Source organism: Flavobacterium sp., assembly GCF_036405015.1.
In the GTDB taxonomy this organism is placed as follows: Bacteria; Bacteroidota; Bacteroidia; order Flavobacteriales; family Flavobacteriaceae; genus Flavobacterium.
Window position 1 is genome coordinate 1 of sequence record NZ_DASWYK010000162.1, and the last position, 15,601, is coordinate 15,601.

At 33.9% G+C, this 15,601-nt stretch carries 11 protein-coding genes; 4 read left to right on the forward strand and 7 right to left on the reverse strand.

Annotation, left to right across the window (positions count from 1 at the left end; genetic code table 11):
* The 4 genes from VGE71_RS13035 to VGE71_RS13050 form a co-directional block, all read left to right on the forward strand.
* Positions 1 to 209: glycoside hydrolase family 97 C-terminal domain-containing protein (locus tag VGE71_RS13035; RefSeq protein ID WP_331138721.1), on the forward strand; the 209-nt coding region annotated here is incomplete at its 5' end.
* 103 nt (positions 210 to 312) lie between these two features.
* The gene (locus tag VGE71_RS13040) at positions 313 to 1,311 is read left to right on the forward strand and encodes an aldo/keto reductase (RefSeq protein WP_331138722.1); all 999 of its coding nucleotides are present in this window, start codon (positions 313 to 315) and stop codon (positions 1,309 to 1,311) included.
* Positions 1,312 to 1,329: 18 nt separating this feature from the next.
* Positions 1,330 to 2,229 carry a helix-turn-helix transcriptional regulator gene (locus VGE71_RS13045; protein ID WP_331138723.1) on the forward strand — a complete coding sequence of 300 codons (900 nt, stop codon included), beginning with the start codon at positions 1,330 to 1,332 and terminating at the stop codon, positions 2,227 to 2,229.
* 76 nt (positions 2,230 to 2,305) lie between these two features.
* A complete protein-coding gene (locus tag VGE71_RS13050) occupies positions 2,306 to 2,593 on the forward strand; it encodes a hypothetical protein (protein WP_331138724.1) in 288 nt (95 codons plus the stop codon).
* A gap of 56 nt (positions 2,594 to 2,649) precedes the next feature.
* Here VGE71_RS13050 and VGE71_RS13055 read toward each other — a convergent pair whose 3' ends face one another.
* The 7 genes from VGE71_RS13055 to VGE71_RS13085 all read right to left on the reverse strand — a co-directional run bounded on the left by VGE71_RS13055 (position 2,650) and on the right by VGE71_RS13085 (position 15,593).
* A complete protein-coding gene (locus VGE71_RS13055; RefSeq protein WP_331138725.1) occupies positions 2,650 to 4,005 on the reverse strand; it encodes a serine hydrolase in 1,356 nt (451 codons plus the stop codon).
* A gap of 66 nt (positions 4,006 to 4,071) precedes the next feature.
* Positions 4,072 to 6,084 carry a DUF2264 domain-containing protein gene (locus VGE71_RS13060; protein WP_331138726.1) on the reverse strand — a complete coding sequence of 671 codons (2,013 nt, stop codon included), beginning with the start codon at positions 6,082 to 6,084 and terminating at the stop codon, positions 4,072 to 4,074.
* A 53-nt stretch (positions 6,085 to 6,137) separates the two neighbouring features.
* Positions 6,138 to 7,163, reverse strand: a complete 1,026-nt coding sequence (locus VGE71_RS13065; protein WP_331138727.1) for a glycoside hydrolase family 43 protein — start codon at positions 7,161 to 7,163, stop codon at positions 6,138 to 6,140.
* Positions 7,164 to 7,242: 79 nt separating this feature from the next.
* Positions 7,243 to 8,370 carry a glycoside hydrolase family 43 protein gene (locus VGE71_RS13070; RefSeq protein WP_331138728.1) on the reverse strand — a complete coding sequence of 376 codons (1,128 nt, stop codon included), beginning with the start codon at positions 8,368 to 8,370 and terminating at the stop codon, positions 7,243 to 7,245.
* A gap of 5 nt (positions 8,371 to 8,375) precedes the next feature.
* Positions 8,376 to 9,221: a glycoside hydrolase family 16 protein gene (locus VGE71_RS13075; protein ID WP_331138729.1), complete on the reverse strand. Its 846-nt coding sequence runs from the start codon at positions 9,219 to 9,221 to the stop codon at positions 8,376 to 8,378.
* Between the two features lie 137 nt (positions 9,222 to 9,358).
* Positions 9,359 to 13,234: a glycosyl hydrolase gene (locus VGE71_RS13080; protein WP_331138730.1), complete on the reverse strand. Its 3,876-nt coding sequence runs from the start codon at positions 13,232 to 13,234 to the stop codon at positions 9,359 to 9,361.
* 379 nt (positions 13,235 to 13,613) lie between these two features.
* Positions 13,614 to 15,593 (reverse strand): RagB/SusD family nutrient uptake outer membrane protein, encoded by a 1,980-nt coding sequence (locus tag VGE71_RS13085; protein ID WP_331138731.1) that lies wholly within the window; start codon positions 15,591 to 15,593, stop codon positions 13,614 to 13,616.
* Positions 15,594 to 15,601: the final 8 nt, after the last annotated feature.

The window sequence follows — 15,601 nt, forward strand, 5'->3', positions numbered from 1 at the left end:
GAAACAAATGGTATATAGCAGCTATTAATGGTGAAAATAAAGAAAAGACAATTCACGTTAATCTGCCGATGCTGAAAGGTAAAAACACAAAAATCATCAAGGATAGTCAAAATTCTGATTCGGAGTTAATGAATAAAAAATTCTCTGGAAATACGGAGCTTGATTTAAAATTGGCTCCAAACGGCGGTACGGTTATTTATGAACTTTAGAAATCTATTTTACTACCTGTAATCTGAATACAATCTTCTGTAATCTGCAAACTTTTAGTTATAGTCTTCTTTCGAAATTTGTATGGAACAAAAATTAGAAAAGATGAAACAGATTAAATTAGGAAATCAAGGATTAATCATTCCTCCAATTGGTTTGGGATGTATGGGAATGACGGGTTTTGAAGAAGGTAATATGTATGGACCTTCAGATGAAAAAGAAGCTATTCATACCATTCATCGTTCGCTGGAACTTGGAGGTAATTTTCTGGATACGGCTGATTTGTACGGTCCTTTAAAAAACGAACAGCTAATTGCTAAAGCTATTGGAAAAGATCGCAGCAACTATATCATAGCAACAAAATTCGGCTGGGAAATTGATGACAGCGGAAAAGTAACTTGGGCCATAAACGGAAGCAAAAAATACATCAAAAAAGCAGTTGAACGTTCACTCCAAAATTTGAATACCGATTATATCGATCTGTATTACATGCATCGTCTGGACAAAAATACTCCAATAGAAGAAACAGTAGATGCTATGAGTGAACTTGTTAAAGAAGGAAAAGTGAAATATATCGGGCTATCAGAAGTGTCTTCTGAAACTATTAAAAAAGCTCATAACATTCATCCTATAACGGCTGTTCAAAGTGAATATTCTTTGTTTGAAAGAACCGTGGAAGAAAGAGGTGTTTTGAAAACACTAGAAGAACTTGGAATCGGTTTTGTGGCGTATTCTCCTTTGGGACGTGGTTTTTTATCAGGACAAATTCGTTCTATTGATGATCTTCCAGAAAATGATTTTCGCAGGGCTATTCCGCGTTTTCAGGAAAAGTATTTTCATAAAAATATTGAACTTGTAGAAGCAGTAGAAAAAATGGCCGAAGAAAAAAAGGTAACTTCTTCTCAGCTTGCACTCTCATGGATCATCAGCAAAGGAATTGTACCTATTCCGGGAACCAAGCGCAGAAAGTATCTCGAACAAAATATAGCCTCGGTGGATATAGAATTGAGTCATAACGATCTTCTAAAACTTGAAAGTATCGTACCTTTGGGAACAGATACCGGAGCTCCTTATGATGAATTCAGTATGGGACTTCTAGACTAACTTTAAAAAGACGCTTTTATGAATACTATTGCATCTGTATCTGCTTTTCATCGCTTACTTTCTCTTCCCGAACCTAAACACCCTATGGTTAGTGTTATCAACTTATCTGAAAGTGTTTTTCTTGATGATGAAGTATGGAAAGGTTTTGTCAATAAATTCTATTGTGTTGCTTTAAAAAGAGAGGCAAAAGGAAAAATCAGATACGGTCAAGGACATTATGATTATGATAAAGGCGTACTAAGTTTTACTGCACCTAATCAGGTGCAGTATTTGGATTATCATAATATGGAATGTGGAGCGGGCTATTTACTCATATTTCACGAAGATTTTCTGTTGAAACATCCTTTAGCACAGCGAATATTTGATTTCGGATTTTTCTCTTATGCAGTAAATGAAGCCCTTCATCTGTCAGAACAAGAAGAAAAATATCTGATCGAAATATTGGACAGAATCGACAAAGAATGCCAACATATTGATCGTCATACTCAGGAAATTATTTTATCACAGATTGATCTGCTTCTAAACTATTCCAGCCGATTTTACGAAAGACAGTTCATTACACGAAAAAATAACAGTCATGCTCTGCTTACAAAATTTGAAAAGTTTATAAATGATTATTACAATGATGACTTGGTAGAAAAAGGTCTTTTAAGTGTTGGTTCAATAGCCGAAGCGATGAATCTTTCTCCTAATTATCTCAGCGATTTTCTTAAAATACATACGGGAAGAAACACAAAAGAACATATTTATGAAAAACTAATCCATAAAGCCAAAGAAAAACTATCGGCAACAGAATTGTCTGTTAGTGAAATTGCATACAATCTTGGTTTTGAACATCCACAGTCCTTTAGTACACTTTTTAAAAAAAGAACACAAATGGCTCCCTTGGAATTTCGGGATAAGATTAGAAATAATTGAAAGTTTAATCGTAACCAATTATCGTATAAAACTAAAATGAGTGGATCTTCGTATATAGAAGTAAAACGATTTTAGTATGGAAAGTTTACCTACCCTTTTTACAAAAATTTTGCAGCTACTTTCAACACGATACAATGGTAGTTTCACTTTAGAAGAATTAACTTCATTTATAAATTCAACTTCAACCATTTCTGCTGCAACTTCCGATAGAATTTCTAATGAAAGAAAAGAACAAGTAGAAATATTGGAGGCTTTAATACAACTGAGTGATGCGGGTTACATTTTTTTAAATCCAGTTACCGACCAAAGTTGCATTACTTTAAAAGGACTTATTAAAATAGACAATAAAGCATATTTCAATTAGTTTTGTCCTTCTCCTAAAAACTGAAAAAATTGTCCTGAACGTCGCTTCAAAATGCATTATTTTATTTTAATCCATTCAAAAATCCCATTCTGACTTATATTAAATTTTGTAACCTTTCCATTTTCTTTTACGAATTCACATTCTGCACCTAAAATATTCTTAAACTGAAATTTTGTTTCCGATTGAAAAATTAATGGAATTGTTCCCTGTCCAGAAATCTTTGCAAGTAAATGCCCATTTTCATTTGTGATGGTTATTGTCCTATTTGTATCTATCGATAAGGTATAAATACCAACATATTGGCTTAGCAAGGCGCTATCTACTTTTACTTCCTTCTGAAATGTTTTGCCCAATACAAGTCTGGCAATATCAACCGACACTTCATCCTTTGGAGCACATTCACAATTAAATAATGCTGCTATAAATACATTCTCTTCGGGATAATAGATTTCATTGCTTAAAAATCCAGTAATTGCACCACCATGTTCAATTGATTTTATTCCATTTACATTTTTTAGTATCCAGCCATAACCATATTCTGTCAGACTTCCATCTTTTAGTTTAAAGGGTACAAATGCTTTTTCTAAGGTTTCTTTTTTTAGAATTTTATAAGAATACAATCCTTCATTCCATTTCCATAAATCTTCAACATTTGAAATCAATTCACCTGCAGCATAAGCAATAGTCATGCTCCAGTAATCAGCATTTTTAAATTTCGCATTATCCTTTCTATAGCCACTTACTCTGTTGGGAATAATGTTATTGGTGGTGTCAAAATAAGTGTGATTTAAAGCCAAAGGTGTCAAAATATTATCCTGCAAGTAAGCTTTATAACTTTTACCCGTTACTTTTTCGATAATATAACCTAATAAATAATAACCCGAATTGCTGTATTTATACTTAGTGCCAGGTTCAAATTCTAATGGAACATTTTTAAAAAGATCAATAAGTTCTTTCGGTTCAAAATCTCTTCTTTCTAAATAAGGTTCCTGAAAGTCAATCTGCATATAATCCTTTATTCCTGAGGTATGAGTCAATAGATTTTCAATAGTTATCTTTTTGATATTTGATGGAAAATCTGGAACAAATTTTTGCAGGCTGTCTTGCAAAGAGATTTTACCTTGCTCTACCAATTGTAAAATCGCTACAGCTGTAAATTGTTTTGTTATAGACCCCAACTTAAAAACCATATCAGGCTTAATAGGTACGTTTAATTCGAGGTTTGCGCTTCCAAAAGCTTTTTTATAAACTATTTTTCCATTTTGTGATACCAATACGGAGCAACCAGGCGTTTCAGCAGAAAAATGTGAAGCTAACAATTTGTCCAATTCTTTCTCGGAACGGAAATTTTGACCATAACTATTCAAACACAAGAAAAGACAAATCGTTTGAGCAAAAAATAAGAGTTTCATCTTTATATCTTTTTTACATTTAACAACACATTTCACTCTATAAAACTAAAATACAAGCTATTACAATCAATTAAAGTCAACTGTTTTCTTTACACCATTATTGAATTGAACTACTACTGAATTAGCAGTCTGTTCAATACTTTTTACTGGAACAAGCTCTTCTTTTTTCCATTTTTCTCCAGACTTTTTCCATAACATCAAAGTCGCATAAACAGTAGATTTTTTATCATTCGGATTAAAGTTATTCGTAACATCAATTACCTTACTGATTTCACTTTCAGGATGTAACCCTTTACAAGAAACAACCTCAGTATTATCCCAACCTAAAAACGGAATCATCGCTACCTGATATTTTCCATTATCAATAATCGTAACTGTTTTTCCTTCTACTTTTTGTGTTGTCGTTTTAATTTCTTTGTTTAATTGAGGAAGAGCATAATGACCTAATCTAACAGAAACAGCCTCAGCACTATTATTTTTATCAATTCTCAAAATACCGTTTGCCAAAGGAATATCAGCCAAATTCATCTGAATTTTTTCATTGGTTTCTAAAACGGCATTGCGGTAATAAACACCATCTTCAAACTTTTTGAAAGTAAATAGTCGCAATGGTTCCCATTCTTGTTTTGCATTTTTAAAAACATAATTCATTGCCACTTCTCCGTTAGAACCATCAGCCTGCCAAAGAAAAGCACTGTTGTAAGACAAACGATTATAGTTTTCTGTTGATCTGAATCCCTGCCAGTCATCTTTCTTTTTTTCGTGACACCAAGCTCTAATTTCTGAAGCTCCAATAGCTGGGTAATCTGTAATTAAAATCTTTGAACCATTTAAGAAATTATTATAGACATTGTCTTTTTTGAATTTGTTTTCCCAATCTCCCTCATTTTCCTTTGCTGTCCAAAACGGATTATCATCTGGCAATAAAAGTCCCATGAAAGCTTTTCCCATCCAATACACACTTCCTCTACAGCTGTAAACCTGAACCGCTGGCTCAAATGCGCCATAAAAACCAAGTGTTGGCACATTGTCTTTCATAAAATCAGGATTCTCTAAAAATTGTTTTAAAACTCCTGATGAAATTCTACGTAACCAGCCATTATTGACTGACGGATCATTTTCTAATCCCATAAAAGGAAAAGCCGCAATTGATGCAATTCTATAGCTAATACTTCTGCCAAACATAATCATCTCGCCATTTTTGCTGAACATCAAAGGATAATTAGAATTAAGATCTCTAAAATTACTTCTGAATTTTGCAGCATATTCAGGATAATATTTGTTTCCGAAATATTCAGCCCAAAGCGAACCATACAATTGAAATCCCCACATACTGTAATAATCGTAAGCAGGACTATCATTATACCAGCCTTCGCCTCTGTAATCGTTTAAACATTTTTGCAGATATTCTTCCAACAGTTTTTCGTTAACTGTGTAACCTTGTTCTTTGAAAAAACTCAAAACGAAAATGTTGAAAAACTTCCAATTAGACGACACTGTTGGTCCATCACCATAACTCAACATTGATTTTGCTAATGCATCTTTTTGATCTTGTGGTAATGGTTTCCAAAGCACTTCAGGATTGGTAAGCAAAGACATCGCTATAGCTCCGTATTCAACCAAATTCTGACTTGGTCCACCATTTTTAGGTCTTGGAACAATATAAGACGGACTATTTGGATCGACTAATTTGCTAAACTGATATCTGTAATAATCAGCAACCTTAATGTTATTGATAACCAAATTCGGATTTTCTTTAAGAAGTGGAGAAGCAATAAATAGCGTTCTGCTCAAACCTTCCAGTTTCTCTGTTGGCACTCTGCCTTCATCCTGCGGATAACTTTTTCCTAGTTGTTTTGGAAACTTCATCGGATCATCCAAATTATGAATGTAGCTAAAAGCACCTTCCAATAAATAAAGTCCAGCATCTTTCCAATGTTGCTTTGTCATTCCAGTATAAGGACTTAGTTTATAATCCGGTTTAACAATTTTAAAAACGGTATTGGTATTTTCTTTTTTTTGTGAAAATAGAGACAGACTAAACATTGTGGTTAAAAGCCACATTTTCAAATTATTCATTCTTAAAGTTTTTTTCAAATTTTTCAATTCAATACATTTCTTGGTTTTCTGTTTTAGGGCAAATAAGGTTTTCCTACCACTAATTTATCTCCCGATAAATCAACCTCAAAAAGTTTTGGTATTCTCACTGTTTTATCTCCAACCTTTTTGTGGCTATGAACCGACATTAGCCATTTGCCTTCAAAAGTTTTAAACAACATTCCATGACCGAAATTTGGAGGCGTTATAGGATCTTTTTCCTGAATCCACGGGCCGTCTAAAGTGCCACTTTTAGAATAAGCTACTCCTTGAGTGTAAACATCATAAATCCAGCTGGTCCAAATCATTCCTAAACGTCCAGAACCTGTATGAAACAAATAAGGACCGTCTGTAACTTTATTCGGTTTGTCATTTCCATTCTTATCTTTTTCTCTGCTCCAAGGCGAATCGCTTGCTTTAAAAAGTAATTTCCCCTCTCCTATTGAACCACTTAAATCTGGTTTGAGTTCTATTTTTTCCATTGTTCCGTTACCGTTTTGCAACCATTCATAACAATAGATCATATAAGGTTTTCCGTTTTTATCGACCCAAAATGTGCCGTCTAGCGTTGGTTTATTGGCTGGTAAATAAATTGCATCTTTCATTGGTGTATAAGGCCCTTCAGCTTTATCACTAACCAAAACATGACTCGCACGACGTTCTATACTGATTCCATCAACGGTATCTATAATCTTTTTTTGATTGGTGAAAGTAGCGAAGTAGTAATATTTGTTTTTATAAAGATGTAATTCTGCCGCCCAAATCATAGGTTTTGGTCCCATCCAAGAATTTGGATCTGTTTTCGCAATATCATACGGACCGCTCCATAATTTTAAATCTTTGCTTTTCCAAAGTCGCCCACCTGTACCCGTCATATAATACATATTGGTTTTCTTATCTGCTAAAATAGCGGGATCACTTAACCTGATCGAGTCTAAAGGGATAGCCTCTTTTACTGTTTTACTTTTCTGAGCAATAGCGAAAAAAAAATAAAAGAGACATAGAAACATCGAAAAAACAAAATGTGATTTTTGTTTAAAATAATTTTGCTGAGTTTTCATTTTTATCATTTTTAAAACCATGGGCATATTTAGTAACTCCTAATTTATAAATTTACTGGTACTTAGCACTGTTTTATTTTTATTGATTTTCTGTAAAAGTGTCTAAATTCCATTTGTCTAACCATTTTATAATGGGTTTATCGTTTTCTAATTTTATTGGAAGCCAAACATAAGTACCATCGATTGGATTTTTTGGATTCCATCGATCGGCCATAAAAATAAACTGATCCTTTTTTCCTTGTACCGGAAGAATATAAGTACTTTGTGAATGAAAAGTAAGTTCTGAATCTTTACCTACACACGGATTCCCTAAAGATTCCCAAGGTCCAAAAATTGATTTAGATTTAAATGATCTTGCTTCATTCGGATCCCAGCCCGTACAACCAGATGTTATCATATAATAATTTCCGTCTTGTTTAAAAATAGCAGGAGCTTCATTATGACCTGCCGGAGCCATTCTCGTCCATTTATTAGTAAAATCTAAATAATCATCTGTAAGTTCTGAAATATGAAGCGTCAAGTTCTCTTCTGAAGAATGAATCAAATAGGCTTTGTCATTATCATCCACATAGACTGTCATATCTCTTGACATTTGTCCTTTTTCAAAATCTTTACGAACCAGCATTCCGTTTTTAATTGCAGTCAGCCATTCTGGAGTCCACCATTTTAAAGAAGTTTCATTATTTAAAGACTTCTTGTTTTCGTCTTTAAAATCTAAAGGCCAAACTCCTTTATTAGGACGATATGATTTTGCAAATTTAAAAGGTCCTTTAGGAGAATCACTTATTGCAACGGCAGCTTTTGCAGCATCATAACCTTGTCCTTTTAGTTCCAAATGAAACCACATTACGTATTTACCTGTCTTTTTATTAAAAATAACTTTCGGACGTTCCATTACACATCCTTTTGTAATTTCTGAATTAGGATCTTGTTCTACTTTTAAAACAATTCCTTCGTTGTGCCAATTGTATAAATCTTTTGAGGAATAACAACTAATTCCTTCTAATGAGGTATTTCCTGAACGGCCAGAAGTTTTATATTCTCCATACCAAAAATAAGTTCCTTCAACGAAAACAATACCGCCACCATGGGCATTAATATGAACTCCATTTGTATCTTTCCATTGTTTTCCCGGAACAAAATAATTGTTTTGCGAAAAAACAAAAGAACATACAAAACTGATAATGATCGAAAATTTTAATTTCATTTTTTTTACTTATTTTTTTGATAAACCCTGATATAATCTATAATGTATTTTGATGGAAGATCGGCTTTGGTAAATTCTCCTCCATTTATTCCTCCAACGGCGAGATTCACCAACAAATAATGAGGTTGTTGAAACGGAATAATTTCCTGATTGGCGGAGTTTATTGTTTTGTCAACCTTAATTTCATTTAATAATTGATTGTCTACATATAACTTAATAGAATGCGCATCCCAATCCATTTTCCAAATATGAAATTGGTTTGCCCATACCTTGTCTTTAAAATCACTTAGTTTAAATGTTTCACTATCCCAGGCTGTTTTAGACTCTTTCGATTTCCATGCTGCATTAGCCAGAATTTTTCCTGTGTAATATTCCATAATATCAATTTCGCCATTTGCTGGCCAATTGCCTTTTATTCCCAAGCTCCAAAAGGCTGGCCACATTCCTTTTCCTACTGGAATTTTAGCTCTCATTTCGAATCTTCCATATTGCCAGGAATGTTTCCCGCGTGTAATTAAACACGAAGAAGTAACTTTTATGGAATCTCTATTTTTGGCAAAATCTTTATGATTTTTAGATACAAAATTCGGATTGATTTTGTTTTCGTTTTTGGCTTCAATAATTAAAAATCCATCTTTACAAACAGCGTTTTCTTTTTGATACCATTGGTTTTCTTCATTCCTTACAAAACCTGTTTCATAGTTCCAGTTTTTTTCATCAGGAGGACCATTTGTATTAAATTCGTCTGCCCAAACCAACTTAAAATCTTCAGAAATCAATTCCTTTTGTTTGTATCTGACGAAACCAAAAAGCAGCATCAAGACAATTCCTAACACCAAAAACTTACTCATAAATCTCATTTTATATTTATTTTTAATCTTAAACAATCTTTGTAAATGCTAAAGATTCTGTATTATGACAAGGGATCTCGAAAGACCCCTCATCACTTCTACACTTAACCAAACTTTACTTATTTTTCTGCAATTCGTTATTTTTTAATGATTCTAAGTGTTGTATCAGGATGTGATTGGATTTTAATCAAATACATTCCCGAAGGCTGATTTTCAATATTCAAATGAATTTTACCATCAACATTTTTGTAATCACCGTTTGAAATTACTTTACCGTCTAAAGTGTAAATTCCGATTCTCGCACTATTTTCGTTCAGCGGCAAAAGAATGTCAAACTGACCATTTGTTGGATTTGGAAATGCGCTGATTGTATAAACACTTCCATCCATATTGGAGCCCGTTATATTTGCATTTTTTGTTGATAAACTACCAGATGACAACGTTTTAACCTGTAAAGCAACAGAGTATTCACTTTCTCCTCCTGCATTTTCTGATGCTACTTTATAGAAATAATCTTTGTTTGCTTCTAAATTAGTATCAGCGAAAATGGTGTCTTTTACATAAGCATTTATGATTTCGTAAGTACCATTAATTGTTGTAGATCTCTTTATTTTATAAGATTCAGCACCTGTTACAGACAACCATTTTAAATTGATTGCTGATGATGAAACCGCTTCTCCAGTTAAATTTGTCGGAACGGCAGGAATAGCTGGCTGATCGTAAACCAATATCGCCGAATATGCCGACTCCACATTGTCTTTACCGATAACTTTAATTCTATATTCTGCATGTGAATGAACCAAATCAATTTTCTCTATAACATTGTAATTGGTTGATTCATAAAAAACTGAAAATGCGCTCTCACCAGCTAACTTTCTTTCCAAAACATATTTATTTACTAACTCCTGATTGGTTCCTGTCCATTTAAGAGTAATATTTTTGTAATCTGAAGAAAGCGTATAACTCAAGGTTTCTACTTTTGTTTTCCATAACGGAATATATTCTCTGCTTGAACTATAAGCTTTTGCCGATGCATTATTGGCATAATATTGTCCGGCAGGAGTTAAAACCGTATAATCTGTTGCTGTTGTTGAAATTACTGGAGCGGTTTGCAGCCAAACATAATTTTGCCAGTTTGGATTTCTTGTTTTAAAAGCATCATTAATGGTAACATACATTGCTCTGGCATCTTGTACCCAATTGTATATCGAATAGCGTTCTACATAATCGGCACCTTCTAAAACAGCCAAAATCGCAGCTAAATCATTTTTATGTTTTGTTGCATTGGCATCTGTCAGCGTAGTCACATCATCTGGGAAATTATTTGCAGTCCAGTTTGCTCCAATATTCCATTCTGTAATCCAGATTGGTCTTTTGTATTTGTCGTAGATGTACTGTAAATCACTTTTCCATTGTGCGGCACTTTTATACCAATAACAATGCAATGCTACATAATCAACTCTGTAATTTTTAGCTTCTGCCTGTGTCATAAAATTCCCCATCCATGCATTGTACGGATCCGAAGTTGCAGGAGAACCTACTCTTAAACCTGATTTTAAAAGCGCTGGCCATGAATCTATTGCAGCTTCAACGGACATGTTCGCCTGATCTGGTCGATCTGGTTCATTAAATCCTAATAAATGAGTGTATCCTTCTTTGGTATAAGCTGGTGCAAATGCTGGCCACCATTGGGTTTGACGAATTGGAACATATTCCACGTTTGGTGTAGTATCCATTCCGGTATTCCAATTGTAATACCAAGTAATATTGGTTGAATTAATAGCTTCTGTACTTCCGCCAGCAAGTCCTTTTTTATTAACCTGATGCCATTTCATTGTTCGAACAAACGAAATTGTTCCATTTAAATTAATTGGTAAAGCTGAAATTTCAAGATCTTCATTTTCTGCAATATAAACTCTGCTGTATCCAGATCCGTCTGCACTTGTAGCAAAAGTTGCCATATATCCTTTTTTTAATTTGAATGATTTAATGGCATTATCAAATGATCCTAAGTTATCAAATGGAGTCACTGTAACATATTGCTGAGAACTTCCTCCAAAATTTTCTTCTGTAAAAACCTGCAAAGGCTTATAATCTGCAACATAAGGCGTAACAACTGAACCTGAACCATAATTGGTAACACTTACAGTTGTACCATTGCTTGCTAAAACGCCGTTTACCGAAACATACTGTAACTGAGTACTGATTACTTCACTAGGTTTGATATTTTCAAAATACAAACTGTTATCTGTAGAAGTTAAGTTTACTGTTGAATTGATTAAAGGATTATAACCGTTTTTAAGGTATAACGAAGCTGTTCCGCTTAAAACTACTTTTGATTTTGAAAAAGCTCCTGTACTTGTATTGCTTGAAATGTTTACAGTTTGAAGTGACGGACTAATCACTTTTTCTGGTGAATAAGCTACGTTTTCGAATGTAACTGAAGTAATTGCCATATCTACAGCTCCAGCTGCATAGTTTTTACCAATTACAATATTTGCTGTCTGTTGTTCCTGAACTTTTAAATCTGCTATTCCAAAAAGTGCTTTGGCTCCGCTAATGTTGATATAATACGTTCCTGCCGTTTGTGATTGAAATAACAAATCTCCCTTTCTTAGTTTATTGACAGCTCCTGATGTAAAATTTTTAGTTTCTAAAACTGTTCCTCCACCATTTGCAGCAGTAGAAACAGATACAGTCATTTGAGAGCCCGGACTAAGATTTGAAATATATTCATATAACCATGAAAATTGGTATCCTTTTGAAGCTTCTAATTGCACTGGAAAAGAATAAACTGAATTCTCTAGAACAGTAGTGTCCCATCTTATATACATTAATCTTCCGCTGTAAACTGAATTATCCGATTCAAAAGTATGACCCGAAGTTACATCCATAAATCGTGTTCCGCTTGTACTGTTTGCGGTATTAAAAATGGATGGAGAGGCAACATTAGTCCATCCATAAGTGGCTGGTGATCCTGCATTGTCATTAAAATAACCGTCCCAAGTATTGATTAAGTTGGAAGATTTAAGTTTTAAATCGGCAATAGCAAAAAGTGCATAATCACCCGTGATAGTCAGGTAGTAATTTCCATCTAAATTTGAAACAAAAGATAAATCTCCTTTTCGCAATTTATTTGCACTTCCTGTTGTAAATGTTTTGGAAGCGATAACTCCCGATCCGTCAGCTCCTGAAGATATTGCTACGTTAAGTTTTACTCCTGGCGAGGCATTAGAAATGAATTCATAAATCCATGAAAATTCATATCGTAAACCTTGCTCCAGTTTGATCGGATAACTATATGTCGCAGCTGAGTAAGCTGCATTATCCCAACGAATGTACATTATTCTTCCGTTGTAAACAGTATTGTCTGACTCGAATGTATGTCCAGAAGTTACATCTAAATATCTTACTCCTGAAGTTGAATTCGCGGTATTCCAAGGAAGACTTGTTGAAGTACTTGCCCAACCATAATCGTTAGGTTTTCCAGAGTTACTTCCAGTAGTTCCAGCCCATCTTCCCAACAAATTGTCAGTGCCGTATGCTATGGCAGCTCCAGAAGTATCATTTAAAAAATCAAGAGTTTTAGAAGTTAAATAGTGACCATCCTGATAAATATTGACAACACCATTTTTTACAGCATAACGATAAGTTTGTTCCTGTGCATTATCTACAGAAGTACTTAATTTTTCTGGAGTTGATAAGATAGTAGTACTATTAAAAGTAGTTTTGTCTAAAGAAGTTCTAAATCCGACACCAATTGCATTTTTAACCTCAACATCTAATCCTCTGCCAATAGCCGAATTAACTTTGCCTTTTACCTCTAAGGTAAACTCTGTCTGATTGGATAATGGAAAAGAAATAACATCTGAACTTGTAGCATTTGTAAATGTTTTAGAACCATTTAATGTTGTCGCTAAATTTGCCTTTACAGGTAAATTAGGAACTTGCGCATGTATCTTGAATACAAAAACCGATAACCATAATAATAAAAATGCGTAGAGATTTTTCATATGAAGTATTTGTTTTAAAAATTATTTTAAAATTTTTGTTGAATGCTTTCATTGTTAACCGGCAAAATTATTGGCGTAAGAAAATGTCAAACTCTTTGTTTTTAAGCATAAAAAAAGAGTACGAAAGTTTCTTTCGCATTTATTAACAGGCAAAATTGTATTGGAAATTATGTTTTTGTTAAACCCGAACTTTTGTAAATCAAAGCCAAAATATATTTTTATTCGAGTTATAATGACTACTAGTATCACCTCCAAAACACAATAGAGATGATACTTTAATAGTCAGTATTTATAAAAATTAGAAATCTTTATAAAGTTTCAACTGCAATAACATGAACAATTCGATACGGCAGTTTTAAGTTTATTCTTTTAGAAATATTTAAAGTTGACTTTCATCTGCGACAGCATCCTGCCATTTGTCCCAAACCTTAACATTCGGATCATAACCATCATAACCAAAGTTCTGACTTAATTTACCTTTAATATTGGCCGTTATGGCGCTGTTTGGAATTGGCCAGTAATTATTACGCTTGTCCATAGTATAAAACTTAGTTCCATTTGGCACTATGATTCCACTTGGATATTTATTGTAAAGGGTATAATGTGAAATACGTTGATACCAATAACTGCCTCCAGCTGGATCAGTTCCTGACTGTTTATCCCAATTGGTTTTACTGTATGTTTGGCCCCATTCATCTGCTTGTCCGCTGAGTGCAAGACAGTGCGAAATACGTTTTAACTCCACATTTCTCCATTCTTCCAGATAAAGTTCTCTTCCTCTTTCTGCACAAATATCACCAATAGTAACTTGTCCATACATTTGTGATGCACCTGCTCTGGCTCTGATAACATTTACGTCTTGAGTAGCGCCTCCAATATTTCCTTGATAAAAACGGGCTTCAGCTCTTAACAAATATGTTTCGGCTAAACGATATAAATACCAATGTGCTTTACTTCCTGTACTTGCTCCCTGAAAATCATTTGCATTTGGATTGGTTTCATTTACAACATCATGCAGATAGATTTTATACAATGGGAAATCAAACCATTCACGAAGAGTATCTCTTGATAACAACGTTGTACCATTTCTCATTCTAAAATTCTGTTGATAGAATGTAGAAGTCTTATCACTGTATTTAAGGTCTTCCATATTTACCCAGTTCCCAACAGTATTATTATGTCTAAGATCTTGTTTGTCTTCAATACCATTTACAACCCACATAGGATGTTGTGAGTAATAGGAAGCACTAATAGTAGCAATACCACGTCCTAAAGCTCTTGCATAATCATATTTTGCTTGGTAATTCGCATTATTTGATGCAAAACGATTTGCCGCTTGTTTACCGTCGGGAGTAGTTAAAGTACCCGAATTCCAGTTTGGACCAAAAATTCTCATAGAAGCAAATGGCAAAAAGGATTGTACTCCGCCATTTGGCATCACTAGGATAGCTTCTCTGTTAGCAGCAATAACTTTATTTTCTGGTCTGTGTAAATCCCAGATTACGTTTCTTGTAATTGGCCATGTTGTTGGATTTCCTCCTGCGTCAAAAGTTCCAAAAGAACCTTGCATTAGAGAATATCCTGATTGATTGATTAACAAATCTGCCTGATTTTCTGCATCTTTAAATCTTCCAGAAGCTAAGTAACACTTAATCAACAATTGACGACATGCTCCTTTGTTTACTACTCCTAAATAAGGTAATTTAGATTGTTCTGGCACCCATTCTACTGCTTTTTCCATATCTGCTGTAATCATTTCGATAATTGCTTCTTTTTTAGTAGAATAATAACTTTGTTTTGGAACTTCCAAAATCTTTGTAATCAATGGAATATCTCCAAATTGATATACTAGATTCAGATAACGATACGCTCTATGAAAATAAGCTTGACCAATGTATTTACGTTTTACTTCTTCTGTTAAACTTGTCACTTTATCAATATAAGTCAGTACGGTATTAGCATGTTTAATACCTGTGTAAGCTTCTGTCCAATAAAATCCAAAGTAAAAATCATCATTTGTTGCAGTTTTATAACTCATAGTAGGCACTATAGTATTGGCAAAATCAGAAATAGTACTCGTATTATCTGTTTTTCCATATTTTGACATATCAGAGAAAACATATTCAGTACCAATTGGCACACTGTTACCGGCATTATTATAGTGAATGTAATTATTACGAAGTTGTTTATCGGCACTAGCTAAAACCGCCTGCAATCCAGATTCTGTACTAAATGTAGTTTCAGGCTCGTAAAACGAAAGCGGATCTGGCTCCAAAAAATCCTCTGAACAAGAAACCAAAAGAGCGGAAGCTACTAAAGGTACAAGGATTAAAATTTTATTTTTTATATATTTTTTCATTGTTGAAT

What these genes read in the sequence shown, in the direction of transcription:
- VGE71_RS13040 (WP_331138722.1), top strand. Translation starts at nt 313, where the DNA reads ATGAAACAGATTAAATTAGGAAATCAAGGATTAATCATTCCTCCAATT.
- VGE71_RS13060 (WP_331138726.1), bottom strand. Translation starts at nt 6,084, where the DNA reads ATGAATAATTTGAAAATGTGGCTTTTAACCACAATGTTTAGTCTGTCT.
- VGE71_RS13045 (WP_331138723.1), top strand. Translation starts at nt 1,330, where the DNA reads ATGAATACTATTGCATCTGTATCTGCTTTTCATCGCTTACTTTCTCTT.
- VGE71_RS13070 (WP_331138728.1), bottom strand. Translation starts at nt 8,370, where the DNA reads ATGAAATTAAAATTTTCGATCATTATCAGTTTTGTATGTTCTTTTGTT.
- VGE71_RS13065 (WP_331138727.1), bottom strand. Translation starts at nt 7,163, where the DNA reads ATGAAAACTCAGCAAAATTATTTTAAACAAAAATCACATTTTGTTTTT.
- VGE71_RS13080 (WP_331138730.1), bottom strand. Translation starts at nt 13,234, where the DNA reads ATGAAAAATCTCTACGCATTTTTATTATTATGGTTATCGGTTTTTGTA.
- VGE71_RS13050 (WP_331138724.1), top strand. Translation starts at nt 2,306, where the DNA reads ATGGAAAGTTTACCTACCCTTTTTACAAAAATTTTGCAGCTACTTTCA.
- VGE71_RS13085 (WP_331138731.1), bottom strand. Translation starts at nt 15,593, where the DNA reads ATGAAAAAATATATAAAAAATAAAATTTTAATCCTTGTACCTTTAGTA.
- VGE71_RS13055 (WP_331138725.1), bottom strand. Translation starts at nt 4,005, where the DNA reads ATGAAACTCTTATTTTTTGCTCAAACGATTTGTCTTTTCTTGTGTTTG.
- VGE71_RS13075 (WP_331138729.1), bottom strand. Translation starts at nt 9,221, where the DNA reads ATGAGTAAGTTTTTGGTGTTAGGAATTGTCTTGATGCTGCTTTTTGGT.